General features: G+C 59.1%; 22 protein-coding genes. 17 read left to right on the top strand and 5 right to left on the bottom strand.

The features are described 5' to 3' along the window. Positions 1 to 95 precede the first annotated feature (95 nt). From JOE32_RS13995 to JOE32_RS13970, 6 genes are all read left to right on the top strand, one after another. Positions 96 to 1,994 carry a sigma-54-dependent Fis family transcriptional regulator gene (locus tag JOE32_RS13995; protein WP_209985233.1) on the top strand — a complete coding sequence of 633 codons (1,899 nt, stop codon included), beginning with the start codon at positions 96 to 98 and terminating at the stop codon, positions 1,992 to 1,994. Between the two features lie 252 nt (positions 1,995 to 2,246). Next, a complete protein-coding gene (locus JOE32_RS13990; protein ID WP_245229027.1) occupies positions 2,247 to 3,458 on the top strand; it encodes a hypothetical protein in 1,212 nt (403 codons plus the stop codon). A 205-nt stretch (positions 3,459 to 3,663) separates the two neighbouring features. After that, positions 3,664 to 7,329, top strand: a complete 3,666-nt coding sequence (locus tag JOE32_RS13985; protein WP_245229026.1) for a hypothetical protein — start codon at positions 3,664 to 3,666, stop codon at positions 7,327 to 7,329. A gap of 75 nt (positions 7,330 to 7,404) precedes the next feature. Beyond that, complete coding sequence (gene mpl / locus JOE32_RS13980) at positions 7,405 to 8,754, top strand: UDP-N-acetylmuramate:L-alanyl-gamma-D-glutamyl-meso-diaminopimelate ligase (protein ID WP_209985232.1); 1,350 nt, start codon at positions 7,405 to 7,407, stop codon at positions 8,752 to 8,754. Then, entirely contained in the window at positions 8,751 to 9,380 is a 630-nt protein-coding gene (ubiX, locus tag JOE32_RS13975; protein WP_209985229.1) for a flavin prenyltransferase UbiX, read from the top strand. The genes mpl and ubiX overlap by 4 nt, the downstream gene beginning before the upstream one ends. Beyond that, positions 9,373 to 9,657 carry a YceK/YidQ family lipoprotein gene (locus tag JOE32_RS13970; RefSeq protein WP_209985226.1) on the top strand — a complete coding sequence of 95 codons (285 nt, stop codon included), beginning with the start codon at positions 9,373 to 9,375 and terminating at the stop codon, positions 9,655 to 9,657. The genes ubiX and JOE32_RS13970 overlap by 8 nt, the downstream gene beginning before the upstream one ends. 279 nt (positions 9,658 to 9,936) lie before the next feature. On the opposite strand, the gene JOE32_RS13965 is transcribed toward JOE32_RS13970, so the two are convergent. The 3 genes from JOE32_RS13965 to JOE32_RS13955 all read right to left on the bottom strand — a co-directional run bounded on the left by JOE32_RS13965 (position 9,937) and on the right by JOE32_RS13955 (position 12,887). Then, a complete protein-coding gene (locus JOE32_RS13965; RefSeq protein WP_209985224.1) occupies positions 9,937 to 10,578 on the bottom strand; it encodes an oxidoreductase in 642 nt (213 codons plus the stop codon). 29 nt (positions 10,579 to 10,607) lie between these two features. Further along, complete coding sequence (locus tag JOE32_RS13960; RefSeq protein WP_209985221.1) at positions 10,608 to 12,326, bottom strand: C13 family peptidase; 1,719 nt, start codon at positions 12,324 to 12,326, stop codon at positions 10,608 to 10,610. A gap of 105 nt (positions 12,327 to 12,431) precedes the next feature. Further along, positions 12,432 to 12,887 (bottom strand): MaoC family dehydratase, encoded by a 456-nt coding sequence (locus JOE32_RS13955; protein WP_209985218.1) that lies wholly within the window; start codon positions 12,885 to 12,887, stop codon positions 12,432 to 12,434. A gap of 186 nt (positions 12,888 to 13,073) precedes the next feature. Between JOE32_RS13955 and JOE32_RS13950 the strand changes: the two genes are divergently transcribed. The 6 genes from JOE32_RS13950 to JOE32_RS13925 all read left to right on the top strand — a co-directional run bounded on the left by JOE32_RS13950 (position 13,074) and on the right by JOE32_RS13925 (position 16,551). Beyond that, the gene (locus JOE32_RS13950) at positions 13,074 to 13,427 is read left to right on the top strand and encodes a CidA/LrgA family protein (RefSeq protein ID WP_209985215.1); all 354 of its coding nucleotides are present in this window, start codon (positions 13,074 to 13,076) and stop codon (positions 13,425 to 13,427) included. Beyond that, entirely contained in the window at positions 13,424 to 14,140 is a 717-nt protein-coding gene (locus JOE32_RS13945; RefSeq protein WP_209985213.1) for an LrgB family protein, read from the top strand. The genes JOE32_RS13950 and JOE32_RS13945 overlap by 4 nt, the downstream gene beginning before the upstream one ends. A gap of 245 nt (positions 14,141 to 14,385) precedes the next feature. Beyond that, positions 14,386 to 14,874: a type VI secretion system tube protein Hcp gene (locus tag JOE32_RS13940; RefSeq protein WP_209985209.1), complete on the top strand. Its 489-nt coding sequence runs from the start codon at positions 14,386 to 14,388 to the stop codon at positions 14,872 to 14,874. A 48-nt stretch (positions 14,875 to 14,922) separates the two neighbouring features. Next, entirely contained in the window at positions 14,923 to 15,423 is a 501-nt protein-coding gene (locus tag JOE32_RS13935; RefSeq protein ID WP_209985206.1) for a type VI secretion system amidase effector protein Tae4, read from the top strand. Next, on the top strand, positions 15,423 to 15,860 hold the full coding sequence (locus tag JOE32_RS13930; RefSeq protein WP_209985204.1) for a type VI secretion system amidase immunity protein Tai4: 438 nt from the start codon (positions 15,423 to 15,425) through the stop codon (positions 15,858 to 15,860). The genes JOE32_RS13935 and JOE32_RS13930 overlap by 1 nt, the downstream gene beginning before the upstream one ends. A gap of 97 nt (positions 15,861 to 15,957) precedes the next feature. Next, entirely contained in the window at positions 15,958 to 16,551 is a 594-nt protein-coding gene (locus tag JOE32_RS13925; protein ID WP_209985199.1) for an LON peptidase substrate-binding domain-containing protein, read from the top strand. Here JOE32_RS13925 and JOE32_RS13920 read toward each other — a convergent pair. Together JOE32_RS13920 and JOE32_RS13915 are read right to left on the bottom strand one after the other, a co-directional pair. Further along, positions 16,545 to 17,861, bottom strand: a complete 1,317-nt coding sequence (locus JOE32_RS13920) for a bifunctional DedA family/phosphatase PAP2 family protein (protein ID WP_209985196.1) — start codon at positions 17,859 to 17,861, stop codon at positions 16,545 to 16,547. The two genes, JOE32_RS13925 and JOE32_RS13920, sit on opposite strands and share 7 nt — an antisense overlap. 162 nt (positions 17,862 to 18,023) lie before the next feature. Then, entirely contained in the window at positions 18,024 to 18,722 is a 699-nt protein-coding gene (locus JOE32_RS13915) for a DNA-3-methyladenine glycosylase (RefSeq protein ID WP_209985195.1), read from the bottom strand. Positions 18,723 to 18,897: 175 nt separating this feature from the next. On the opposite strand from JOE32_RS13915, the gene JOE32_RS13910 reads away from it, so the two are divergent. The 5 genes from JOE32_RS13910 to mrdA all read left to right on the top strand — a co-directional run bounded on the left by JOE32_RS13910 (position 18,898) and on the right by mrdA (position 23,762). Then, positions 18,898 to 20,163: a glutamate-5-semialdehyde dehydrogenase gene (locus JOE32_RS13910; RefSeq protein ID WP_209985192.1), complete on the top strand. Its 1,266-nt coding sequence runs from the start codon at positions 18,898 to 18,900 to the stop codon at positions 20,161 to 20,163. Continuing rightward, entirely contained in the window at positions 20,163 to 20,807 is a 645-nt protein-coding gene (gene nadD / locus JOE32_RS13905; RefSeq protein WP_003237043.1) for a nicotinate-nucleotide adenylyltransferase, read from the top strand. The genes JOE32_RS13910 and nadD overlap by 1 nt, the downstream gene beginning before the upstream one ends. A gap of 69 nt (positions 20,808 to 20,876) precedes the next feature. After that, on the top strand, positions 20,877 to 21,371 hold the full coding sequence (gene rsfS / locus JOE32_RS13900) for a ribosome silencing factor (protein ID WP_003237041.1): 495 nt from the start codon (positions 20,877 to 20,879) through the stop codon (positions 21,369 to 21,371). 9 nt (positions 21,372 to 21,380) lie between these two features. Then, positions 21,381 to 21,848, top strand: coding sequence for a 23S rRNA (pseudouridine(1915)-N(3))-methyltransferase RlmH (gene rlmH, locus JOE32_RS13895; RefSeq protein ID WP_003176297.1), 468 nt, complete (start codon positions 21,381 to 21,383; stop codon positions 21,846 to 21,848). A 15-nt stretch (positions 21,849 to 21,863) separates the two neighbouring features. Then, a complete protein-coding gene (mrdA, locus tag JOE32_RS13890) occupies positions 21,864 to 23,762 on the top strand; it encodes a penicillin-binding protein 2 (protein ID WP_209985190.1) in 1,899 nt (632 codons plus the stop codon). Positions 23,763 to 23,776 lie beyond the last annotated feature (14 nt).

Here is a 23,776-nt window from a genome sequence, read left to right as displayed (position 1 = left end):
TTGTGCCATAAACGGTACACCCCATGGGCGCGCGATTGCATTGGCTGGATGGCTGGGGGATGCTGGCCGTTCTCACGCAGGGAGAACAATAAAAAATGCGCAACGATCATTTCAGCCGCCATGCCCGACAAGTCATCACCGTGGCCCATGGCCGCGACCCGTCCAGCGATCCTTCCATCGCGCGCTCCTGGCTGCGCTGCCTGGAGGACTACCACCTCGACCCTGCTCAGACTATCGCCCCCACCGTGCTCGAACACGGCCGCTTGCAGGAAAGCCGCGAGCGCCTGCAACAGGTGCTGCACATCGCCGGCAGCGAGATGAACAGCCTGCACCAGCAACTCTCCGGCGCCGGTCACGCGGTGCTGCTCACCGATGCGCGCGGGGTGATCCTCAACTGTGTCACTGCGCCGTCCGAGCGCAGGATTTTCGAGCGCGCCGGACTGTGGCTCGGTGCTGATTGGAGCGAGGCGTGCGAAGGCACCAATGGCATCGGCACTTGCCTGGTGGAGCGCCAGTCCGTAACGATTCACCGCGATGAGCATTTTCGTGGCCGTCACACCGGCCTGACCTGCTCGGCGAGCCCGGTGTTCGACCCCCATGGCGAATTGCTCGCGGTGCTGGATGTGTCATCGGCGCGTGAAGCCGTGTCGCGTCAGAGCCAGTTTCACACGATGGCGCTGGTGAACCTGTCGGCCAAGATGATCGAGAGCTGTTACTTCCTGCGTCATTTTGAGCATCACTGGTTGCTGCGCTTTCATCTGCAGGCCGAGTCAGTGGGCCTGTTCAGTGAGGGGCTGTTGGCGTTCGATGGCGATGGGCGTATCTGCGCGGCCAATCAAAGTGCCCTGAACCTGCTGGGGCATGCTCGCGGCGGTTTGCTCGGGCACCCTGTGGAAGCGCTGTTCGACTGTACGCTTGACCAATTGCTTGGGCGCGCAAGCGCCAATGCCACTGCCAGTTGGCCACTGCGCACATGTGATGGGCGGCATCTGTTCGCCGCGTTGCGTGGGCAGGCATGCAGCCCGCCCACGGCAGTCGCCAAGTCTGCGCCTGCGCCATCGCGTTTGTCCGGTATCTGCATGGGCGATCCGAACCTGCAAAACGATTTCCGCAAAGCGTTGCGCGTATTCGAGCGTGACGTGCCGATATTGATCAATGGCGAAACCGGTTCTGGCAAAGAAGCATTCGCCAAAGCTGTGCACCACGCCAGCCAGCGTGCTGACAAACCCTTCGTGGCGCTCAACTGCGCCGCCATTCCAGAGAGCCTTATCGAGAGTGAGCTGTTCGGCTATTGCGGCGGCAGCTTTACCGGCGCGCGGAAGGAAGGCATGCAAGGCAAGTTGCAGCAGGCCGACGGCGGCACGCTGTTCCTCGACGAAATCGGCGACATGCCGCTGGCGTTGCAAACCCGTCTGTTAAGAGTACTGGACGACCGTATGGTGGTGCCCATTGGCGGCGAGCCACTGGCGGTCGATGTGCGAATCATCAGTGCGACCCATCGGGATTTGCTGGCGCGAGTTGCCGACGCAACCTTCCGTGAAGATCTCTATTATCGCCTAAATGGCTTGGAGATCGCCTTGCCGCCGTTGCGCGAGCGGAGTGACAAATCACAGTTGCTGGACTTTCTGCTGGCTCGGGAAGCGGCGGAACAAGAGGTCATGCTGGACGTCGCAGCCCGCCAAGCGCTGCTGTCTTACACCTGGCCTGGCAATGTGCGGCAGTTAAGTACGGTGTTACGCGGGTTGGTAGCACTGTGTGATTGCGGGCGTGTGGGGCTGGAAGATTTGCCCAAGGCGATTGGCCAACTCACGCCGCACTCGGGATCACTGGACGGCGTAGGGTATTCACCTTTAGGCGATGCCGAGCGTCTTACGCTGCTTAATGCCCTTAAACTACAGCGTTGGCACATAAGTCACACGGCGAAATACTTGGGCCTAAGTCGTAATACATTGTATCGAAAACTGCACAAATATGGATTGGCAAGGCCTATATAAGCCTGAGTTTTAGAGACCTTCAGTTAAGTTTGGTTGAGCTGTTAGGTTTGACTAAGTGTGTATTTTTTCTGGTTGCGTAGGACTTGTCTAATGTTAGTTACTGTGCGATTGGCGAATGCTGTTTAACGCTTGTAGGAAATAGGCTGTAATTTTGAAGGCTCATGGAACTCGATGCTGGCAAGGGTCCACTCAATAATCGAGAGCAGGGAGATCTCTTAATGAAAACTTAAATTTTATATAGAGGTGATTTCAATGGCTAAAATTGGTTCGTCTGTGTCCCTGGTTATGCCGGCTTTTATTCCGAGGCCTCCTGCCGCTCCGGTAGTAAATACAAGGAGCGCTAGTTTTTCGGGGACGCGAACTGGTGATAACCCTGTCGTTAAACCGCGCAGTGCCAGTGTTAATCAGAGGCATGCAAGTCCGGCGGTTAAAAAAAATGCGCTGGGGCAAACGCTTAACGTGCAGGGCAAACCGATTAATGCCTCGGGTCATTTAATCAATGAGTTTAATCAGCGCATTAATGCCCAGGGGTACGCTATCAATGATCAGCATCACTTGATCGATAAGCAAAACAGGCCGGTTAACAAAGATCAGTATCTCGTAGATCCTGTTGGTCGGCCTCTCGACAAGAAGGGCAACGTCGCCAGGAGTATGGAAACAGCGGTGAAGGGTGATGTCGCGCCGCCAGTGGGTCAGGTCACTGTTTCAGCGAGTAATGCGTTTGCCAAGTGGAAAAAAAAATCCGCAGCCAGCAAACCTGCTGAGGGTTCGCAAACGCTACTGACTAAAAACATGGCCGAACTAACCCAGCGCATGATGGATGCGGAAAAACTGGTCAAAACCGGAGTGATTCCCAAATCGCCTGGTATCAAAAATGTTGCAGCGGAAGCAGCCACCAACGCTGCAATCAGCGGCTTGGTTTCGGCACCTATCAGCGTCGGTGCCTATGGCGCTTCTACCTCGTGGGGCGAGAGTATCAAAGCTTCCTACCTGCCAATTCCGCTTTCGCCACAAGCCCCCGGCACCAAGTCGATCGTTGACCCTTCCTTAGTCAAGGCCCCGAAAGAGACAGGGGCCACCAAAGAGCTGGATGCAGAAACCAAAGCGCTGTACAGCAAAATGGACAGCTTGCAAGTCGCAGCATTTGCTTCGACGAATACTGCGATGGCTTTGCAACTTGGAAGCTTCGAAAAAGGCTGGCTTCCTTCTACTGACTGGTCAGCCGACCCCCTCCAACGAATGACTCAACTTGAGGAGTTACTGGATCGCAGTGAGGCTATAACGTGTGAGTTGGCCGAAAAATGCGAAGTTTTCTTTAAATCCTACTTGCCGTTGAAGGACGCACCCGAGGGCGCCGCGGGGCTCTCTGAGCGAGTCGACACGGCCCAGCGAAGACTGCAGGTGATCGATAAATCCCAAGCGGGTATTTTGGAGTATTTTAAGAGTCGCACCGACGTGGAATAAGCGGTGTTGCTTTTGCTCATCTAATACTTAAGTGTCGTGCTTGGCGGTGGGGTGGTTTTATGCCCAGCGTTGGGTGTTTTATTGAGCGATACCTTAGTGTTTGATTTGGGCATAGGCGTTTTCTGGTGGGGCGAGTTGCGCTGCCAGAAAACGCTTTTCCGTTGATGGGGTAATTCAGCGCTCACTACCGAAGGTGACATCACTTATGAGTACTCGCTCACGTCTTATTGAAGGACAAACAATGGCGTCGTCAACACATTTGAACCCTTCAGTTGTTGATGGGCAGACGTCTCAGATGACGGGTGATGCGCAGCTGGCTAAAACAGTTGGAAAGCAGTTGTCAACAGGCGCAAGAGTTAAAGTGCCTGCGCACTCCACGCTGGGCCGTTGGATTGACGTGTTGAAGTCGACTGTCCATTCTTCTGCCACGCGGCGGTTGGAATCGATAGCCGGTGGTGCCGTTGATGAAATTCGAGTCAATACTCGAACCGGCGAAGTAACCCATTACTTTAATGCTCGCATTCAAAGCCCGCCTGTTGCGTTGACAGATCTTTTAGGTGGGCGTGAGATAAAGAATGCCTTGTTGAATCTCGCCAGTGTGCTCGCCCCCAATGCCGAGTTGCGTATTCCGGCGTTTTATCAGGGCGGCACCGTGGCGTTAACTGACGTACAGAAATTTTACGGTGAACCGCAGCATTTGATGCCCGAGCAAGCGACCGCACGTGCGAAGGAATTGGCGAACAATCCGGTTTTTAAAGGCCAGGATGCGTTGCCTGACCACTCGCTAATGGAGCAGGTGCAGCAAGCGGTAGGCGACTCGGATACCTTCTATAACATGCTCGCCGCGATTCGGGCTGTCCTTGCCGCACCAGGCCCTGATTTCGACCTCGCGCTGCAGCAGGTAGAAGTCGCCCCTTATTCTCAACACTGGAGTCAGGAGCGGCGCCAGCCTGTGACGGTCAGCCTCAAGCAGTTGATTCTTGACAATGGCTGGTTCGTTCCGGAGAACAAGGACGAACTATTCAATCTCGGTCTCGCACTGGGAGCGCAAACCTTTAGCAGCGAGAGCAAAAAAAGCGCAGGCGGACTGCTCACCAAGGATGTATCAATGAGTGCCCCGGATCAGGCCACAGTCACCCAGGTTGTTGAAACATGGATTGCTCAACAGAAAAAACAGCAACCTGAGAAGCGGGGCAGCGCCAGGAGTTTAATCGAATACCTGAGCCGCTCAATTCCCGAGTCTAATAATCCGGAAGTTTTTCTAAAGAGCCTCATCAACTCTCCAGGTGCACAGGCACTGGGTAAGCGCATACAGATGGCGATTGATGCAATGCCCACTGCCACCAGCAGCGAGGAAGCATTGATGACCGCATTATTGCTGGATGCCGATATTAACGCAGGGCAACAGCGCAATAACCTGGCCGGCTACAACCTGCGCCAACACGCCAACTGGGGCTGCTCACCGACTGAGGTGGTCAACCGTTTTGAAAAACACCTCGACGGTCGATTTGGTGCTTCGCTGGCAAAAGTGGTGGCGTTTCAATTGTTATCCGTCTGCGCGCCTGAGTTCCTTGTAAAAGACATTCCGCCGTCGCTTGTATACGGTTCCCATTCATGGGCGCTCTTCAGTGCTGCGGTATCTCGCAGGGAGCTGACTGCGGTGGGCTCAACCGCAGGCGAGACGTATCAAACGATTATGGAACTCGACAGTATTGCGCCTATCACCGACAGTGCGCAGCGCCAGGCACAAGTTGCCCTGATGAGGTCAGTGATTGATTGGGCGATCGTACAGGGCGTTATTCAAGAGAACGCTGGCGATGAGTACACGGTCGATGAAGTCGAACGCTCAGTCGCGGCGATGAATGTTCAAGTAAACAGTATGGTTGAGGCTGTTGAGCTACTGGCTGCGCCGGTACCGGCACGAAAAGAGTTGGCGCTTGCAGAATTAAAGCGCGTTTATGGTTCTGAAAACGAACATTTCTTTGAGGAGGGGCTGTTCAGCAAAGAAAAAACCGGCAACAGATTGTTTTATTCGCTGGTGGATATTTATATGTCCGGCGACTTGCACGCCCATCCGTGGAACTCCACCAGCGCAGAGTTTTCGGCTGAAAAAGTGGCGTCGCGGCTTTCGGAACTGCGGGATATAAATAAAGCGTTCGATGAGGCGTTTGATGTCTATACGGCTCAGTTGACGAAAATGTTCAAGGACGTGTTCAGCTATCAGTTTTCATTGTTGTCGCTGGAGGACAGGCGTTTGCTTGAGCGGGGCAAGGTTACAACCTTTAGTCTCGAAGCACCCGCCGGCGATAAAAGTGTAATGGCTGGTCATAAAATAGCCGACTATATCGCCACGGGCGCCATGCTTATTCGCGCAGAGTCGGAGGGGAAGGTCGTACATTATTTGTACTCGCCTGCGCAGGGGAAAATTGTCAAGGATGCCGACCCTTCTCGGCCAGGTTTGCAGTTCCCCAATACGCATCTTTATTTCACGATGCCCCAGCCCGGCTCTTCCGGCGAAACTGAAAGAACCATCGATATACATTGGCAGTTGGCCGACGAACCTGCTTTGGGCGTTACCGCGCGTCGCATTTACCCTTCTAAATCCCTGGAGTCTGTCGTGCCAGGGTTATTTGTGGGGCCGGTTCCAAGTGTTAGGTCCCCTAAGCTCAGTGAATTGTCCACTATTGCCGGTGCTTACTTTACCCGTGGTCTTGAGTCGGTCAAAAAGACCGCTAAAGGGCAGACACCCCAAGAGCGGTCGATTGCGTTTCATGCTGCGGTTCGTGAGTTTTTCTTGAACCTGGTGCCTTTTTATTCGACAGTCAAAAGCTTTATTAATGGCCGCGTTGGCGAGGGTTTTGTAAACCTTGTAATGGACGTGTTCGGTTTTTTCATCCCCGCGACCAGAGGCGGCGCTCAAGCCGTGAGGGTTGGAGCCAAAGGGCTGGGCTCGCTTTTGAGGTTCACCAAAGGCTTTGCCGTGACAGGCGTGCAGGCAGCCAACCCTCTGGCTAATGTGTTTGATGTGAGCCGTGGCGTGTTTAAGCTGAGTGGGAAAGGCATCAAGCAGTTGAGCCGACTGCGAGCATCATCGCTCGATAAGTTGCGTAGTATCCATGGCCCGCGTAGCGGCAGCTTTACCCCCTCAAAATTGGGTAATAGAGAGAACATCGCTCAAGGTGTCTATCGAAAAGTAGACGGGCATTCAGAATGGGTGCCTGCCGAGGCGGTTCAGCGCAACGGCAAATGGTATGCCTTTGATGCCCACACCCGTACAGCATATGGGGCGCCACTCAAAGAATTCGACCCTCGTCCGTCATTCAACGTGACTCAGCAGTTGGTGGTCCCGGCAGTGGGCGTCGTCATAGACTCAGGTTTTTCGGTGGCCAACATGGCGCTGAATAAGCACCTCTATCATCGCTCGCTGCCATCTATGACTCACCAGGCGTCTGCTCCGTTAACTGGATTGCCCGAAACCGAAGATATCGCGCCTGCTGCTCAGGTACGCGTCGGCTCTGCCCTGCATCTTCGGTTCGAAGTCGCAAAGTCAAATACCGTCAATATCGAAAAACACTCACTGGAGTATTCGGCGGGTGGCACGGTGCTTAATCACGTTCCAAGGCAAGTCTGGTCGGAAGATCCACTGCAGCTTCTGGATCAGTTAGAAGCGGAAGTGAGTTTGGTCGAGGAGCGTTCCGAAACCGACGCGCAGATGCATGAAGTGTTTTTTAAACCCTATCACTTCTATGGTGCCGTTGATCAAGGCCCTGAGGGGATGGAAAAGCGTCTGGAGGTGATTGAGAAGAAGATAGCCGCAGTGAGAAAGGTCCAGGCGACGCTGTACAAACTGCTGAACCCGGACGCGCCCTGATCCGTGGTATTGACCTAAAGAGTGCGATTTCCCTCGCCCTGCGCTAACCTGCGTCGATGTTTTACGAGGTCGATTATGCACATTCATATTCTCGGTATCTGCGGTACGTTCATGGGCTCTATGGCAGTGCTGGCCAAAGAGTTGGGCCATCACGTCACCGGCTCCGATGCCAACGTCTACCCACCGATGAGCACGCAACTTGAGGCTCAAGGCATTGCGCTGACCCAAGGCTACGACCCCTCACAATTCGACCCCGTGCCGGACCTGGTAGTGATCGGCAATGCCATGTCCCGTGGCAACCCGGCGGTCGAGTACGTGCTCAATAAAGGTCTGCCGTATGTCAGCGGCCCGCAGTGGCTGGCCGACCATGTGCTGCAAGGTCGCTGGGTACTCGCGGTGGCCGGCACCCACGGCAAGACCACCACCAGCAGCATGCTCGCCTGGGTGCTGGAGCATGCCGGCATGAGTCCGGGCTTTTTGATCGGCGGTGTGCCACAGAATTTTTCGGTGTCGGCCCGTCTGGGCAATACGCCATTTTTCGTAATCGAAGCCGACGAATACGACAGCGCCTTTTTCGACAAGCGCTCCAAGTTTGTCCATTACCGTCCGCGTACAGCGATTCTCAATAACCTCGAGTTCGATCACGCCGACATTTTCCCCGACTTGCCTGCCATTGAGCGGCAATTCCACCATTTGGTACGCACCATCCCCAGCGAAGGCCTGGTGATCCATCCCACCACAGAGCCTGCGCTGCAGCGCGTGATCGACATGGGCTGCTGGACCCCTGTGCAGACCACCGGCGCTGGCGGGCAGTGGCAGGCCAGGCTGCTGAGCGAAGACGGTTCGCGGTTTGAAGTGCTGTTTGAAGGCGAGGCGCAGGGCATCGTTGCGTGGGACATGACCGGCCAGCATAACGTCGCCAATGCCTTGGTCACCCTGGCTGCCGCACGGCATGTGGGTGTGGTGCCCGCTATGGGTATCGCTGCGTTGAGCGCGTTCAAAAGCGTGAAGCGTCGTATGGAAAAGGTCGCTGACGTGAATGGGATTACCATTTACGACGACTTTGCCCACCACCCCACGGCGATTGCCACCACCCTGGATGGGCTGCGCAAGCAGGTCGGTGATGCCCGGGTTATCGCGATTGTCGAGCCTCGTTCAAACTCCATGAAGCTCGGCGCGCACCGTGATGGCTTGCCGCAGAGCGTCAACGATGCCGACGAGGTGGTCTGGTATGCCCCTGCCAATCTCGGCTGGGACCTGCCGGCGATTGCCGCGCTGTGCACCGTCCCGTCGACGGTGTGCGATTCCATCGAAGGCATCATTGAGCACGTCAAACAGCAGGCCGGGCCAGGCACCCACGTGGTGGTCATGAGCAATGGCGGCTTCGGCGGCCTGCACGGCAAGCTGGCCGAGGCGCTCAAATGAGCGGCCCGGAACGCGTTACGCTGGCAATGACCGGCGCTTCGGGCGCGCCCTACGGCCTGCGCCTGCTCGATTGCCTGGTGCGTGAAGAGCGCGAGGTGCACTTTTTGATCTCCAAGGCCGCGCAGTTGGTAATGGCCACCGAAACCGACGTGGCGCTGCCACCCAAGGTGCAGACGATGCAAGCGTTCCTCACCGAATACACCGGTGCGGCGGCGGGGCAGATCAAGGTGTACGGCAAAGAGGACTGGATGTCGCCGGTGGCCTCGGGCTCCGGCGCACCTGCGGCGATGGTGGTGGTGCCGTGCTCCACCGGTACGTTGTCGGCGATTGCCACCGGTGCCTGCAACAACCTGATCGAGCGGGCGGCGGATGTGACACTCAAGGAGCGTCGCCAGTTGATTCTGGTGCCGCGTGAAGCGCCGTACTCGAGCATTCACCTGGAGCACATGCTCAAGTTGTCGAACATGGGCGTGACCATCCTGCCCGCGTCGCCGGGCTTCTACCACCAGCCGCAGACGATCGACGACCTGGTGGATTTCGTGGTGGCGCGCATTCTCAACCTGCTCAATATTCCCCAGGACATGCTGCCGCGCTGGGGCGAGCACCATTTGAGCAGTGATGAATAAGGCGCTGCTGGTGGTGTTGGCGCTGCAACTGGCCGGCTGCGCCACGGCACGCACGCTGGATGCCGCGCAGCCCGGCGCGCCGGTGGTGTATGCCGGTACACGGTTGGACCTGTACGCGATTGACGGCGGCTGCTGTGCCAAGGACAAGTTCGGGGCTGAGGCACCGCGCTACCCACATGCAGACCTGCCGGCCAGCGCACTGCTCGATACGCTGTTGTTGCCGCTGTCGGTGTTGACAGTGCTGGGCGTAGGCTTTAACGCGACGGGCGGCCTCTAACAATTGGCGCCTCTGTGGCGAGCCGGTCTGTTGTGGCGAGCGGGCTTGCCCTAATGCCGTTCAGTTAAGCGCAGATTCCCTGTGGCGAGCAGGCTTGTCCTGCGTTGGGCTGCGCAGCAGCCCCAAAGCCAGGCGCTGAGCCGTATCAGGTACACCGCGTTTTGCTCGATTGGGGGCGCTTCGCACCCCAACGCGGGGCAAGCCCGCTCCCCACAGGCATGTGGCTGCCTGAACTTCAGGCTTTAAAATCAACGCGCTATTTTGTGTTGATAAGAGCGGTTACTTGCCGAGTTTGCGCAACTCATCCGACTCCACCACCCGCACCCCATTCTGTTCCTCCAGAGCCAGGCGCCACATGGCCCGAGCCAGGTCGCACACTTCGATGCCGTGGTACTTGCCTGGAATCAAGCGCGACAACGGCCCGGCCAGTTGTTCGGCCAGACGCGGTTCCAGTCGGTCACCCAGCAGCAGCGAAGGCCGCACGATGGTCAATTGCGGCCAGTCCTGCGCCTTCAATGCCTGTTCCATTTCGCCTTTGACCCGGTTGTAGAACACCGAGGATTTCGGGTCGGCGCCAATCGCGCTGATCACGATCAGGTGTCGCGCGCCCAGTTCCCGCGCGCGTTTGGCAAAGGCCACGACCATGTCCAGGTCGACGGCGCGAAAGGCCGCTTCGGAGCCGGCTTTCTTGATGGTGGTGCCCAGGCAGCAGAAGGCGATATCCACCTGGCCGCTCAGCTGTGGCAGAACCACTGCCGGTTCGCCCACCGGGTTTTCCAGGTGGGGGTGTTCGGCAAGTGGTTTGCGGCTCGGCGCCAGTACGCGGCTGACGGTAGGTTCGTTGAGCAGGCGGTCCAGCAGGTGTTCGCCGGTAAGGCCTGAGGCGCCTGCGAGCAGGATATGCTGAGGTGTCAGGTACATGGTGTTTCCCCCTTATTACACGTTACAGCTTAGTTGCCTTTGGCTTCCTTGCTATTCATTGAGACGCTTTCGAGCGCCTTTCGTGCCTGTTGTTTGCGTAAGAGTTGCCAGTGGGCGATCACCCCCTTGGGCGCCCAGATCTGCGGTTCGGAGGCTTCGAAGTTGTCCGCCTGCTCGCGCTCGGTCACGTGCAGTTGCGCCAGTTTGAAGGCTTGCTGCAAATCGTCGGTCTGGTTAAAAGCCTGTGCGAAAAGGGCATCGCCGAAGTAGGTGAAGTCGGCTTCCTCGGAACAACCGAACGACACGCGATCGGCCCGCGAAGCGGTCATGATCAGCGTGTGTTCGTCTTTCAGCGCCGGAATGAAGCCGCCGGAATAGCAGGCGGAAATCACGATGATCTTGTCGCGGTTTTGCAGCGGGGTGAGCACGGCGGCCAGCTCGTCGGCGGGCAGGTCGGCCAGCTCCATGCGCGGCTGGTCGAGCACCAGTTCATGTTCGTGGGTGCCGTGGCTGGTCAGGTAGATAAACACCAGGTCTTCCGGCCCGCTGCGTTCGGCCAGGGTCTGCACCGCGCGGCGCAGGCTTTCGCGGGTGGCCAGGGGGCGGTCGGTGATGTGGTCGCGATGGTTGACCAGGCGAATCTGCCCACGGGCGCCGAAGCGCGTGGCGAGCATGTTGCTGACGTAATCGGCTTCGCGCAGGAACACGCTTTGCTTGCCGTCGCCGGCCACGGCCAGGGTGTACAGCTCCACGGCAGGGGTGGAGGCGGGCACCGCGGCAAGCGCCTCGTTGAGCAAACGGCCCTGGGCGAGCACGCCGATTTCCAGCGGGTCGGGCAGCAGCTTGCCGTCGGCGTCTCGCACGCGCAGGCCATTGACCCAGGTGCCGGCCTGCACGGCGCCATCGGCGAGCACCAGTGTGCCGCGACCTTGATAATTGTCGCTGTCGAAACCGCCGATATAGAAGCTGCCGTCCGTGAGGTTCAGACGGCCCTCGCCGGTAAAGCGCCAATCGCTGAACTGGCCCACGTAGTGGCTACCGTCCACGCCGATCAACTCGCCTTTACCGCTCAAGGCGCCTTCCTTGAACTCGCCGATCCACACATCGCCGTCAGCGTTTTCGTAGCGGCCCTTGCCATTGAGCTGGTTCTGTTTGAACTGGCCTACGTAGATGTCGCCGTCGGCGCTGTTGAACGTGCCGTTGCCTTCCAACTGGCCATCGACGAAACGGCCGCTGAACTGGTTGCCGCTGTCGTCGTTGCGCTGGCCTTCGCCGTTCGGCTTGCCGTGGGCGAACTGACCCTGATACTGGCTGCCGTCGGCCAGCTCCAGGCGACCGAGGCCTGAATACTGGTCGTCGAGGAACTCGCCGCGATAGGTCATCTGCCCCTCTTTGAGGGTGCCTTCGCCGTTGCGGCGACCGTTCTTGAAACCGCCCACGTATTGGCTGCCAGCAGTGGTCAGGCTGCCCTGGCCATCGAACAGGCCCTGCTGGAACTCGCCCTTATAGACTTCGCCGTTGCTGCCATGCCATTCGCCCTGGCCGTGCCACTGGCCCTTGTCGAACGCGCCGGCATACCAGCTGCCGTTGGGGTAGTCGACACGGCCCTGGCCTTGCAACAGGCCATTGACCACATCGCCACGGTAGCGACCCCCATCGGGCAGACGCGCATCGGGCGGCAACAGCGATTCGCCGTCTCCGCAGGCGGTGAGCAACAGGGCAAGGGCAAGGGGGGCGAGTGGGCGCATAGCGGGATCCGGATAATTGAGCGCCGAGTATGCCGCAGCCGAGAGTTTGATACATAAATTTACATACGCTGTGGAAAGGTTTAGCGCCTCACCACAGGCAGGGCCTTACACGAAGCAGAGCGACAGCGACTCGGCAATGTAGGCAGGTTTTTCCTGGCCATCGATTTCCAGGGTGCAGGTGGCCTTGAGCAGCCACTGGCCGGGCTTTTTCTCGGTGACATCGGTCAGGGTGACCGCCAGGCGCACCCTGGAGTCGACCTTCACCGGCTGGATGAAGCGCACGCTGTCCAGGCCATAATTGACCGCCATTTTCAGGCCTTCGGGCACGATCAGGATGTCTTCGATCAGTTTGGGAATCAGCGACAACGACAGAAAGCCGTGGGCGATGGTGCTGCCGAACGGGGTCTGCGCGGCCTTGACCGGGTCGACGTGGATGAACTGATGATCGCCCGTGGCCTCTGCGAACAGGTTGATGCGTGCCTGGTCGATAGTGAGCCATTCGGAACGTCCCAGTTCCTTGCCGACATGATCATTGAGCTGCGCTACAGGTACATAGGGCATTGCGTCTCTCCTTGGTTCAGCAGTTTTTATCCGCCCGGTAATCGGGGCTTTTTTGCGGATTGCAGACAACCAATGTAGATCATCACGGCCCTTGCGCCCGGTCAATCCACCATGCTTATGGCGAATGCCGGTGTATAGACCTGACGTGCTTATAATGCGGGCGAGCTTTGACGGGGGAGAAAGTGGATGTTGTTACGGGGCCTGACCTGGCTGGTGCTGTTCCAATTGATCGGCACCGCGCTCAATCATTTGCTGTTGCCGGTATTGCCGGGGCCGATTATTGGCCTGTTGCTGATGCTGGGCTTCCTGATCTGGCGCGGCGAAGTCGGCGAGCCCTTGAACCTGGCGGCCAGCAGCCTGTTGCGCTACCTGCCGCTGCTGCTGGTGCCGCCCGCCGTGGGCGTGATGGTGTACGCCGGGGAGATTGCCGCCGACTTCTGGGCCATCATCGGCGCGCTGGTGTTGTCGCTGGTGATCGCCATGGGCTTTGTCGGGGTGTTGATGCAGCAGATGGTCAAGCGCAAGGAGAAGGGTCAATGACTGTCGACTGGCACGGCGCGTGGACGTCCGTCATCCATCACCCGCTGTTCGGCATCGGCATTACCTTGGGCGCTTATCAACTGGTGCTGGCCGGGTTCGAGAAAACCCGCTGGATCTTTCTGCAACCGGTGCTGGTCTCCATGCTGCTGGTGATCGGCGTGCTGCTCACCTGTGGCCTCAGCTACGCCGAATACCGCAAGAGCACCGAGATCATGGGCATCCTGCTGGGCCCGGCAACGGTAGCCCTGGCGGTGCCGCTCTACCTTAACCTGCGCCGCATTCGCCAATTGTTCTGGCCGATTGTTACGGTGCTGGTGTTGGGCGGGGTGCTGGTCACCGGCCTGTGTCTGTTGCTGGGCGAGTGGTTCGGTGCCGAACACCGGATGCTGATGACCATGGCGCCCAAGTCGGTGACCTCGCCGATTGCCATGCTGGTGGCCGAGCAGATCGGCGGCGTGGCGGCGCTGGCGGCAGTGTTTGTGCTGATTACCGGCGTGGTCGGCGCCATGATCGGCCCGGCCTACCTGACGCGCCTGGGTGTGCACAGTCCCGAAGCGCGCGGCATGGCGCTGGGCATGACCGCCCACGCCGTGGGCACCTCGGTGGCCCTGCAGGAAAGTGAAGAGTGCGGCGCGTTTGCGGCGCTGGCCATGAGTCTGATGGGCGTGGCCACGGCGGTGTTTTTGCCGTTGGCCGTGTCGGTGATTGTTTAAACGGTATCAGTTCCGGCCTAAGTCTCTTTAGGAATTGAGTACGCTTGCGCTTGTGTTTTTTGGGGGCTTTATGGTGCTTTTTATCTGGTGCCAAACATGAAATATTTGTAGGAGCTTCGGACTTGGGGTAGATTTCGCAAGGGCGTTTAGAAAGGTAGATATGAGTTTTAGAATCAGTGTTTCGAAAGCTAGTCGCAAGTGCAAATAAATATTTGACGGTTTTTTTTGATAGGGAGAGTCCATAAATGGCATTTGATGGGTATATAAAAATTGAAGGAATTCAAGGTGAAGCTCTTGATGAAAAATACAAGGGCTGTATTGAAATAAACGGTTACGGTTTTGGCATGCACCAGAGTACGTCTGCGACTGCGAGCTCTACTGGCGGAGCTTCATCCGGTCGAACCTCCGTGACAGATTTTACATTCACTAAACTTTTAGATAAGTCCAGCTGTAAGCTTATTGAAGCTGTATGCGCCGGCACGCACTTGAAGGAAGTCGTGCTGACGTTGCATCGAGCGGGTGGCGAAAAACTTAAATATTTCGAAGTGACGCTGGAGGAGGTGATTATCTCAAACTACTCCCAGAATGTAAGTGATGGGGTGCCCACTGAAACCGTGAGTTTGAATTACGGTCGAATCAAAACTACCTATACTCAGCAAAGCCGGGTGGATGGGGGTGGGGGGGGGAATGTCTCGGGTGGTTGGGATCGCATTAATAATAAGGTTTATTCGTGAAGGGTTAAGGCCATGAGGTGCATTATTAATTAAAATTAAGGATGATCAATGAGCAAGCCTTTCTTTGCTGCTGCTTGGGCCGCATCACAACAGATCTATGACCCCATGAACTCTGGTGGAAGAGTTGCCTCCGTTGTGGGCGGGTATGTTGAGAAGAACATTAATAATCCTGATCCTTCGCAAAAGTGGAGTAACACGTGCGCTGTGCGCATGAGTTATATTCTTAATTACTCTGGTGTGATTGTTCCGAAAATACAAGGGCAAACGGTCTCTGGCGGTGATCAGCGACAATATTTCTTCCGCGTTAAAAACTTGATTGATTTCCTTAGGCAGCAGTGGGGAAAACCTGACGTTGTCAAATATCCGCCTTCGGGCGGAGGTGCGTTAGCTGGTAAAAAGGGCTTAATACTTTTCGAAGTTTCCGGCTGGGCAGACGCGCAAGGTCATGCAACATTGTTTGACGGCAATATCTGCTATGACCACTGCTATTTTAATGAGCCTGGCGTTAACTATCATACAGACAAAGCAAATTTTTGGAGTTTGAGTTGATGAACGGTGGGTTTTTTGTCGCGGTGGCGTCTGTCTTTTTTACTTCACTTGCTGTGGCGGTTGAACCGGTCACGTCGCCACAAGGCATAGAGCGCAGCTATGCTCAGAATTACAAAGATATGATTCTTTCTACCTGTATCGCCAATGCCTATCGGGATGAAAAAAACGCGGCGATTGATTCAGGAAGCAGTGCCAATGCCTTGCGTGACTGGACTTACTATGACCTTGAGAAAAGTCCGGACGAGGTCAAGGCGCTAGTCGATAAGTATTTAGCGCGAGACTACCAAAATCCATTGACGGAGGCTGAGGTAAAAGGGGTGCATTTTGACTTGCTCAAATGCCTGGACCTGTACCACAGCAAAGAGCTTGATTCGTTGGTGCATAGGCTTGTTATCAATCCGAGGCACACCTATAAGCAAGACAATAAGCTGCCGTAAGTCCACTGTGTTGCCGCTGACCGCAAGGTGATGCAGGTGCGTCCGAATAGGGCTAAGGACATTCACGGTCACGCAACCTGGTATGAAGGAAACCTTTATGAGTCTGGCGCTGTTCCCGCTCAACACCGTGCTGTTCCCCGGCTGCACCCTCGACCTGCAACTGTTCGAGGCGCGCTACCTGGACATGATCAGCCGCTGCATGAAAAAGGGCGAAAGCTTCGGCGTGGTGTGCATCCTCGACGGCCGGGAAGTCGGCATGGCGCCGGACGGCTATGCGCTGATCGGCTGCGAGGCGTTGATTCGCGACTTCAAGCAGCAGGACAACGGCCTGCTGGGGATTCGCGTCGAAGGCGGGCGCAGGTTTCGCGTACGTGAAGCAGGGGTACAGAAAGACCAGTTGCTGGTGGCCGACGTGCAATGGCTGGACGAGCAACCGGACCTGCCGCTCGAAGAAGAGGACGCCGACCTGCTGGCCCTGCTCCAGGCCCTGGCCGAGCACCCGATGGTCGCCTCCCTGGACATGGGCGGCAATGCCGGGGGCCAGCAGGCACTGGGTCATCAGCTCGCGTATTTATTGCCGTTCACCGAAGCGGACAAGATCGACCTGCTGCAAATCGACGACCCGCAACAGCGCCTGGATGCGATCCAGATACTGCTCGACGAGTTGCAGGGCGAACTGTTCACTCAATAGGCATAGCGCAGCAAGGCGTGGGACGTGCCGGTGAGGGCGATAAAGCTCATCACCGCCACCAGCGCCGGCAGCAGCAGCCACCAGGTCCTGCGCGAAATGGCCGGCAGCGGGCTGCGGTATTCGCTGGCCGTGAGGCTGAATGCGCAGACGGTCATGGCCAGCAGCGTGCCGGCGAGGATGTCCGAGGGCCAGTGAGCGCCAAGGTATACCCGTGACAGCGCGATGAAGGCGGCCGGAATGCAGCCCATCAGCATCCAGGTGAGGCGCAGCCGCGTTGGCTGGCCGCGCCCTGCCAACACCGCCAGCGCGAGGAAAAACGCGAAGGCGCCGGACGCGTGGCCGCTGGGCATGCTGAAGCTGGTGAGCGGGTCGGTGAGAATTTCCGGGCGGCCACGGGCGAAAAACAGCTTGGTGCCGGTATTGATCACCGCCGCGCCGGCCAGCGTGGCGCCGACAAACAGCGCATGGCGCCACTGCCGCAGCAGCAACAGCAGGCCGGTGAACACGGCGCTGGCGACGAACATCTTTTTGAACTCGCCCAACTGCGTGACCCGCACCATTACCTCGTCCAGCCAGGCGCTGCGATGCTCCTGCACCAGAGCGCTCAGGCCCTGATCGAAGTGATTGAGGTGTGGGTAACCGATAAACACTGCGATCAGCAGCACCAGGCTCGCGCAGCCGATCCACAGCGTTGCGCGACGATGGCCGCGCAGGCTGCTGTTCAAGCTCAGGCCCAGCAAAACGGCCAGGCACCCGGCCACGGCTGCCGCCTCCGGCCAGAAGCCTTCCGGCAGTGGCAGACGGAATGCGGCACCGGTCGCCCAGCCCGGCAGCAGGTAGGCCACCGACCAGCCGGCCGCCGCGACAACACTCACGGCGGCGAAGCGCGGGAAGGGCATGTCGCACATGCCGGCGACCATTGGCAGCATCGGGCGCAATGGGCCGATGAAACGTCCGACCAGCAGGCTGGCGATACCGTATTTGTGGAAGTAGGTTTCGGCGCCGTTCATCCATTCCGGGTGGTGACGCAAGCCGGGCAGGCGCCGGATGTTCTGGTGGAAGTGTCGGCCCAGAAAGTAGGAGACGCCGTCGCCCAGCAGCCCGCCGAGGAAGCCCAGTAACAACGTCTCGCTCAGCGACAGCGCGCCGCTGCCGGCCAGCGCGGCAATGGCGAACAGCAATACCGTGCCCGGCACGATCAGCCCGGCAATCGCCAGGCACTCCACGCACGCGACGATAAACACCGCCACGGCCAGCCACTGCGGGTTCACGGTCAGCCAGCCGGTAATACTATCGAGCCATTGGCCCATACACTCCACTCCCTCTCTGCACTACGTAATCCGGAACACTGAAGGTCAACTGTGGGAGCGGGCTTGCCCGCGAAAGCGGTGGGTCAGTCAACATCAATGTTTGCTGGGTACCGCCTTCGCAGGCAAGCCAGCTCCCACAAAGGGCTGCGGCGATATAAGCGCTCATGCCCGGTCGGCTCGAATCAAAAAATAATCCCGGCCTTCGACCTGGCCACGTCGCAGCGGGTTCCGCGTGCAATAAGGCGCATAGCCTGCATCGACGAAACGGTACATCAAGTGCTCATCGCGCCCGCTCGGGATGCCCAGGCGGGTGGTCTGGATAATCTGCGTGGGCGTCTGCCCCACGTCCTGCACATAGAGCAATTCCTGGTCGAACCGCTTGGCGTCCCACATCGGCACCTTCAGCCCCAGGGCTTTGCACAGCAGCGTCTGGCCGGCGCAGAGTTTTTGCGAGGCGCGTGGGCTGCCGTCGGGGTTCGGGTTGTTGAGCAGCATTTGCGCCAGGCTGGCGGGGCCGGAGATTTCATCCACCCACGGATAGGCTGATTTGATCAGCACCGCGTTGCCCGGGCCATGGGCGCTGAAGTTCAGCGAATCGCCGCCCCGGGCGTAATACATGTAGATATGGCCACCATCCAGAAACAAAGCCTTACGCTTTTCTGTGTAGCCAAGTGACGCGTGACTGCCTTTTTCGGCCACGTAATAGGCTTCGGTTTCAATAATTCGCGCAGAAAGCCAGAGATCACCCACGCGATGGCGTATGACTTTTCCGAGCAGATCCCGTGCGAGCACTTGCGCGTCACGGTCGAAGAAGCGGTCGGGCAGGGCGCTGGCGGGGAGTTGCGGGGTCACACTGGGCATAGGAGATCAGGGGAGTGCAGGTAAATGTGACCGAATAATAACAACTCCCCGCTTAATTACCGCTGAACACCCGTTTTTTACAGTTCATTTCGACCATCCGCCCCTCACCGCTGTCAGTCGGGCGGCGTCACAGCTATAATCTGCCGCTTTCCTCTTTGGCCAAGTCTCTCTGACCATGACTGAGTCCGTTCTCGACTACATGACCCGCCTGGGTCGCGCAGCCCGCCAGGCCTCGCGGTTGATCGCCCGTGCGAGCACTGCGCAGAAGAACCGTGCCCTGCTGGCCGCCGCCGATGCGCTGGATGCCGCGCGCGCAGAACTTGCCGCCGCCAATGCACAGGATTTGGCCAACGGCCGCGCCAATGGCCTGGAACCGGCCCTGCTGGACCGCCTGGCGCTGACCCCGGCACGTATCGACGACATGATCGAAGGCCTGCGTCAGGTGGCGAAGCTGCCTGACCCCATCGGTGAAATCCGCGATATGCGCTACCTGCCGTCCGGTATCCAGGTTGGCAAGATGCGCGTGCCCCTGGGCGTGATCGGCATCATCTACGAGTCGCGCCCGAACGTGACTATCGACGCCGCGAGCCTGTGCCTCAAGTCTGGCAACGCCACGATCCTGCGTGGCGGTTCCGAGGCGATCCATTCCAACCGTGCCATTGCCGCGTGCATCCAGCAGGGCCTGGCCGTGGCCGAGCTGCCCGCCGAAGTGGTGCAGGTGGTGGAAACCACCGACCGCGCGGCCGTCGGCGCGTTGATCACCATGCCGGAGTTTGTCGACGTGATCGTGCCACGCGGTGGCAAGAGCCTGATCGAGCGCGTCAGCCGCGAGGCCAAGGTGCCGGTGATCAAGCACCTGGACGGCGTGTGCCACGTGTTCATCGACGTGGCCGCCGACCTCGACAAGGCGATCCGCATCGCCGACAACGCCAAGACCCATCGCTACGCCCCGTGCAACACCATGGAGACGCTGCTGGTGCACGCCGGCATTGCCGAGCGCGTGCTGCCGCCGCTGGCTGCCATCTACCGCGACAAGGGCGTGGAGCTGCGCGGTTGCGAGCGCACCCGTGCGCTGCTGGGCGCGGACGTGATCGAGGCCACCGAAGAAGATTGGTACACCGAGTACACAGCGCCCATCCTGTCGATCCGCATCGTCGACGACCTGGACCAGGCCATCGAACACATCAATAAATACGGCTCCAAGCACACCGACGCGATTGTCTCCGAGCATTTCAGCGATGCCCGGCGTTTCCTCACCGAAGTGGATTCCGCGTCGGTGATGATCAACGCCTCGACGCGCTTTGCCGACGGCTTCGAATATGGCCTGGGCGCGGAGATCGGCATCTCCACCGACAAACTCCACGCACGCGGCCCGGTCGGCCTGGAAGGCCTGACCAGCGAGAAGTACGTAGTGTTCGGCGACGGTCACGTGCGCACTTGATGGCTAAACGCATCGGGCTGCTCGGTGGCACCTTCGACCCCGTGCACATCGGCCATTTGCGCAGTGCACTTGAGGTTGCCGATGCGCTCGGGCTGGACGAGATGCGGGTGATGCCCAACGCGCGGCCGCCCCATCGCGACATGCCGCAGGTGTCGCCGCAGCAGCGTCTGGAAATGGTGCGCGTGGCAGTGGAAGGCATCGCACCGCTGGTGGTGGACGACCGCGAACTCAAGCGCGATAAACCGTCCTACACTGTCGACACCCTGGAGCTGATGCGCGCCGAGCTGGCCGCTGATGACCAGTTGTTTCTGCTTTTGGGCTGGGACGCATTTTGCGGCCTGCCCTCTTGGCATCGCTGGGAGGAACTCCTCCAGCATTGCCACATCCTGGTGCTGCAACGCCCGGATGCCGACAGCGAACCGCCGGATGCCCTGCGCAACCTGCTGGCCGCGCGGTCGGTAAGTGACCCCTTGGCCCTGACCGGGCCGAACGGGAATATTGCATTCGTCTGGCAGACCCCGCTTGCGGTGTCTGCCACCCAGATCCGTCAACTGCTGGCCAGCGGGAAGTCGGTACGTTTCCTGGTGCCTGACGCGGTCCTGGCCTACATCGATGCGCACGGGCTTTACCGTGCGTCGAACTGAAAAGGCGCGCTTGACCGCACGAACCGTCGTGCAGCAAGCGCCCGAACATATGAGCAAAACGAGTTTTTTATGACGAACAAAGACGTAAGCAAAGTTAAGCGTAAAGGCACCTTCAAAAGCGCCCCGCTGCCGGTTGAAGCCCACGTTGGCCCGGAGCTGGCTGGCGAAGAGCTGGTGAAAGTCGCGGTTGCCGCGCTTGAAGACGTGAAGGCCCAGGATATCCAGGTGCTTGACGTGCGCGACAAGCAGAGCATCACCGACTACATGATCATCGCCACCGGTACCTCCAACCGCCAGATCGGCGCGATGCTCGACAAGGTCCGCGAAGCCGTCAAAGCCCAGGGCGTCAAGCCATTGGGTGAAGAAGGCAAGGGCGACAGCGACTGGGTGCTGCTGGACATGGACGACGTGATCGTTCACATGATGACCAGCAACGCCCGTCAGTTCTACGACCTGGAGCGCCTGTGGAAAGGCGCCGAGCAGAGCCGTGCCGCCGATGGCAAGCACCACAGCCCGGAAGTGGGCCACGCGCACTTCGACAAGCTCAACAAAGACCAGGAATAAGGAACGGCTGTGCGCCTGCGTCTGATCGCTGTCGGTTCACGCATGCCCAAGTGGGTGGAAGAAGGCTGGCATGAGTATGCCAAGCGTCTGCCGGCCGAGCTGTCGCTTGAGCTGGTGGAAATCCCGCTCAACACCCGGGGCAAGAATGCCGACGTGGCGCGCTTTATCCGTCAGGAAGGCGAGGCCATGCTGGCCAAGGTCGGCCCCAACGAGCGCATCGTCACCCTCGAAGTGCACGGCAAGCCCTGGAGTACCGAGCAACTGGCGGTGGAACTGGACCGCTGGCGTCTGGATTCGCGCACGGTCAACTTCATGGTCGGTGGCCCTGAAGGGCTGGCGCCGGAAGTCTGTGCGCGGGCCGATCAGCGCTGGTCGCTGTCGGCGCTGACGTTGCCGCACCCGTTGGTAAGGATTCTGATCGGTGAACAGCTGTATCGCGCCTGGACAGTCCTGTCCGGGCACCCTTACCACAAATAATCTGCGCCGCGCCCGATGACTCAGCCGATCCGCATCAAGGACCACGAGAAAGACGCACGTCTGGTACGCGCTCGGGTCGTGTTTGGTGCTTTCCTGGTGGTGGGGCTGATCGGCGTGCTGGTCGCGCGCCTGTATTTCCTGCAGGTGATCCAGTACGACTATCACTCCACGCTGTCGGAAAACAACCGCGTGCACGTGCAGCCGATCCCGCCGACCCGTGGGCTGATTTTCGACCGCAACGGCGTGGTGGTTGCCGATAACCGCCCCAGCTTCAGCCTGAGCATGACCCGCGAACGCTCCGGCGACTGGCAGCAGGTGCTCGATGTGATCGTCGAGGTGCTGCAACTGACGCCGGAAGACCGGGTGATTTTCGAAAAACGCATGAGGCAGGGGCGCCGGCCGTTCGAGCCGGTGCCGATTCTGTTCGAGCTGACCGAAGAGCAGATCGCGCGCATCGCGGTGAACCAGTTCCGCCTGCCCGGCGTGGAAGTGGTGGCGCAGTTGGTGCGTCATTACCCGCAGGGGCCGCACTTTGCCCACTCGGTCGGCTATATGGGGCGCATCAACGAGAAAGAGCTCAAAAGCCTCGATCCGGTCAATTACAGCGGCACGCATCACATCGGCAAAACCGGCATCGAGCGCTTCTACGAGCCCGAGCTGCACGGCCAAGTGGGTTACGAAGAAGTCGAAACCAACGCGCGAGGCCGCGTGCTGCGCGTGCTCAAGCGCACCGACCCGGTGCCCGGCAAGGACATCGTGCTGAGCCTGGACATCAAGCTGCAGGAAGCCGCCGAAATGGCCCTGGGCGGTCGGCGCGGCGCGGTAGTGGCCCTCGACCCGAACACTGGCGAGGTGCTGGCGATGGTCAGCCAGCCGAGCTTCGACCCCAACCTGTTCGTGACCGGCATCAGCTTCAAGGCCTACGCCGAGTTGCGTGATTCCATCGACCGACCGCTGTTCAACCGCGTGCTGCGCGGCCTGTACCCGCCTGGCTCGACCATCAAGCCGGCGGTGGCGATTGCCGGCCTGGACGCGGGCGTGGTCACTGCTTCCAGCCGTGTGTACGACCCGGGCTACTACATGCTGCCCAACTACGACCACAAATACCGCAACTGGAACCGCACCGGTGACGGCTATGTCGACCTGGACACCGCGATCATGCGCTCCAATGACACCTATTTTTACGACCTGGCCCACAAGCTGGGGATCGACCGTCTGGCGGCCTACATGGGCAAGTTCGGCCTCGGTCAGAAAGTCTCCCTGGACATGTTCGAAGAATCCCCCGGTCTGATGCCATCACGTGAATGGAAGCGCGCGACCCGTCGCCAGGCGTGGTTCCCGGGTGAAACCCTGATTCTCGGCATCGGCCAGGGCTACATGCAGGCCACCCCGCTGCAACTGGCCCAGGCCACCGCGTTGGTGGCCAACAAAGGCATCTGGAACCGCCCGCACCTGGCCCGGACCATCGAAGGCGAAAAACCGGTGGATGAAAACCCGATTCCCGACATCGTGCTGCGCGACCCGTCCGACTGGGCCAAGGTCAATCACGGCATGCAGCAGGTGATGCACGGCGCCCGGGGCACCGCGCGCAAGGCCGCGCTTGGCGCGCAGTACCGCATTGCCGGCAAGAGCGGCACGGCGCAGGTGGTGGCGATCAAGCAGGGCGAAAAGTATGACCGCAGCAAGGTTCAGGAGCGTCACCGCGACCACGCCTTGTTTGTCGGCTTTGCCCCGGCCGACGCGCCAAAAATCGTGGTGGCGGTGATGGTCGAGAACGGCGAATCCGGCTCCGGTGTGGCTGCGCCGGTGGTGCGCCAGATCATGGACGCCTGGCTGCTGGCCGACGACGGCAGGCTCAAGCCTGAGTATGGCGGCCCCCCTTCAACCCCCGAGGTGACGGCCCGTGAAGAGTAATTTTGACCGCATCC

It is taken from the genome of Pseudomonas sp. PvP025 (assembly GCF_017832155.1).
Taxonomy (GTDB): domain Bacteria; phylum Pseudomonadota; class Gammaproteobacteria; order Pseudomonadales; family Pseudomonadaceae; genus Aquipseudomonas.
Note: the sequence above shows the minus strand (reverse complement) of the source record. Positions and strands in the feature narration are given on the sequence as shown.

What these genes read in the sequence shown, in the direction of transcription:
- JOE32_RS13995 (WP_209985233.1), top strand. Translation starts at nt 96, where the DNA reads ATGCGCAACGATCATTTCAGCCGCCATGCCCGACAAGTCATCACCGTG.
- JOE32_RS13990 (WP_245229027.1), top strand. Translation starts at nt 2,247, where the DNA reads ATGGCTAAAATTGGTTCGTCTGTGTCCCTGGTTATGCCGGCTTTTATT.
- JOE32_RS13985 (WP_245229026.1), top strand. Translation starts at nt 3,664, where the DNA reads ATGAGTACTCGCTCACGTCTTATTGAAGGACAAACAATGGCGTCGTCA.
- mpl (WP_209985232.1), top strand. Translation starts at nt 7,405, where the DNA reads ATGCACATTCATATTCTCGGTATCTGCGGTACGTTCATGGGCTCTATG.
- ubiX (WP_209985229.1), top strand. Translation starts at nt 8,751, where the DNA reads ATGAGCGGCCCGGAACGCGTTACGCTGGCAATGACCGGCGCTTCGGGC.
- JOE32_RS13970 (WP_209985226.1), top strand. Translation starts at nt 9,373, where the DNA reads ATGAATAAGGCGCTGCTGGTGGTGTTGGCGCTGCAACTGGCCGGCTGC.
- JOE32_RS13965 (WP_209985224.1), bottom strand. Translation starts at nt 10,578, where the DNA reads ATGTACCTGACACCTCAGCATATCCTGCTCGCAGGCGCCTCAGGCCTT.
- JOE32_RS13960 (WP_209985221.1), bottom strand. Translation starts at nt 12,326, where the DNA reads ATGCGCCCACTCGCCCCCCTTGCCCTTGCCCTGTTGCTCACCGCCTGC.
- JOE32_RS13955 (WP_209985218.1), bottom strand. Translation starts at nt 12,887, where the DNA reads ATGCCCTATGTACCTGTAGCGCAGCTCAATGATCATGTCGGCAAGGAA.
- JOE32_RS13950 (WP_209985215.1), top strand. Translation starts at nt 13,074, where the DNA reads ATGTTGTTACGGGGCCTGACCTGGCTGGTGCTGTTCCAATTGATCGGC.
- JOE32_RS13945 (WP_209985213.1), top strand. Translation starts at nt 13,424, where the DNA reads ATGACTGTCGACTGGCACGGCGCGTGGACGTCCGTCATCCATCACCCG.
- JOE32_RS13940 (WP_209985209.1), top strand. Translation starts at nt 14,386, where the DNA reads ATGGCATTTGATGGGTATATAAAAATTGAAGGAATTCAAGGTGAAGCT.
- JOE32_RS13935 (WP_209985206.1), top strand. Translation starts at nt 14,923, where the DNA reads ATGAGCAAGCCTTTCTTTGCTGCTGCTTGGGCCGCATCACAACAGATC.
- JOE32_RS13930 (WP_209985204.1), top strand. Translation starts at nt 15,423, where the DNA reads ATGAACGGTGGGTTTTTTGTCGCGGTGGCGTCTGTCTTTTTTACTTCA.
- JOE32_RS13925 (WP_209985199.1), top strand. Translation starts at nt 15,958, where the DNA reads ATGAGTCTGGCGCTGTTCCCGCTCAACACCGTGCTGTTCCCCGGCTGC.
- JOE32_RS13920 (WP_209985196.1), bottom strand. Translation starts at nt 17,861, where the DNA reads ATGGGCCAATGGCTCGATAGTATTACCGGCTGGCTGACCGTGAACCCG.
- JOE32_RS13915 (WP_209985195.1), bottom strand. Translation starts at nt 18,722, where the DNA reads ATGCCCAGTGTGACCCCGCAACTCCCCGCCAGCGCCCTGCCCGACCGC.
- JOE32_RS13910 (WP_209985192.1), top strand. Translation starts at nt 18,898, where the DNA reads ATGACTGAGTCCGTTCTCGACTACATGACCCGCCTGGGTCGCGCAGCC.
- nadD (WP_003237043.1), top strand. Translation starts at nt 20,163, where the DNA reads ATGGCTAAACGCATCGGGCTGCTCGGTGGCACCTTCGACCCCGTGCAC.
- rsfS (WP_003237041.1), top strand. Translation starts at nt 20,877, where the DNA reads ATGACGAACAAAGACGTAAGCAAAGTTAAGCGTAAAGGCACCTTCAAA.
- mrdA (WP_209985190.1), top strand. Translation starts at nt 21,864, where the DNA reads ATGACTCAGCCGATCCGCATCAAGGACCACGAGAAAGACGCACGTCTG.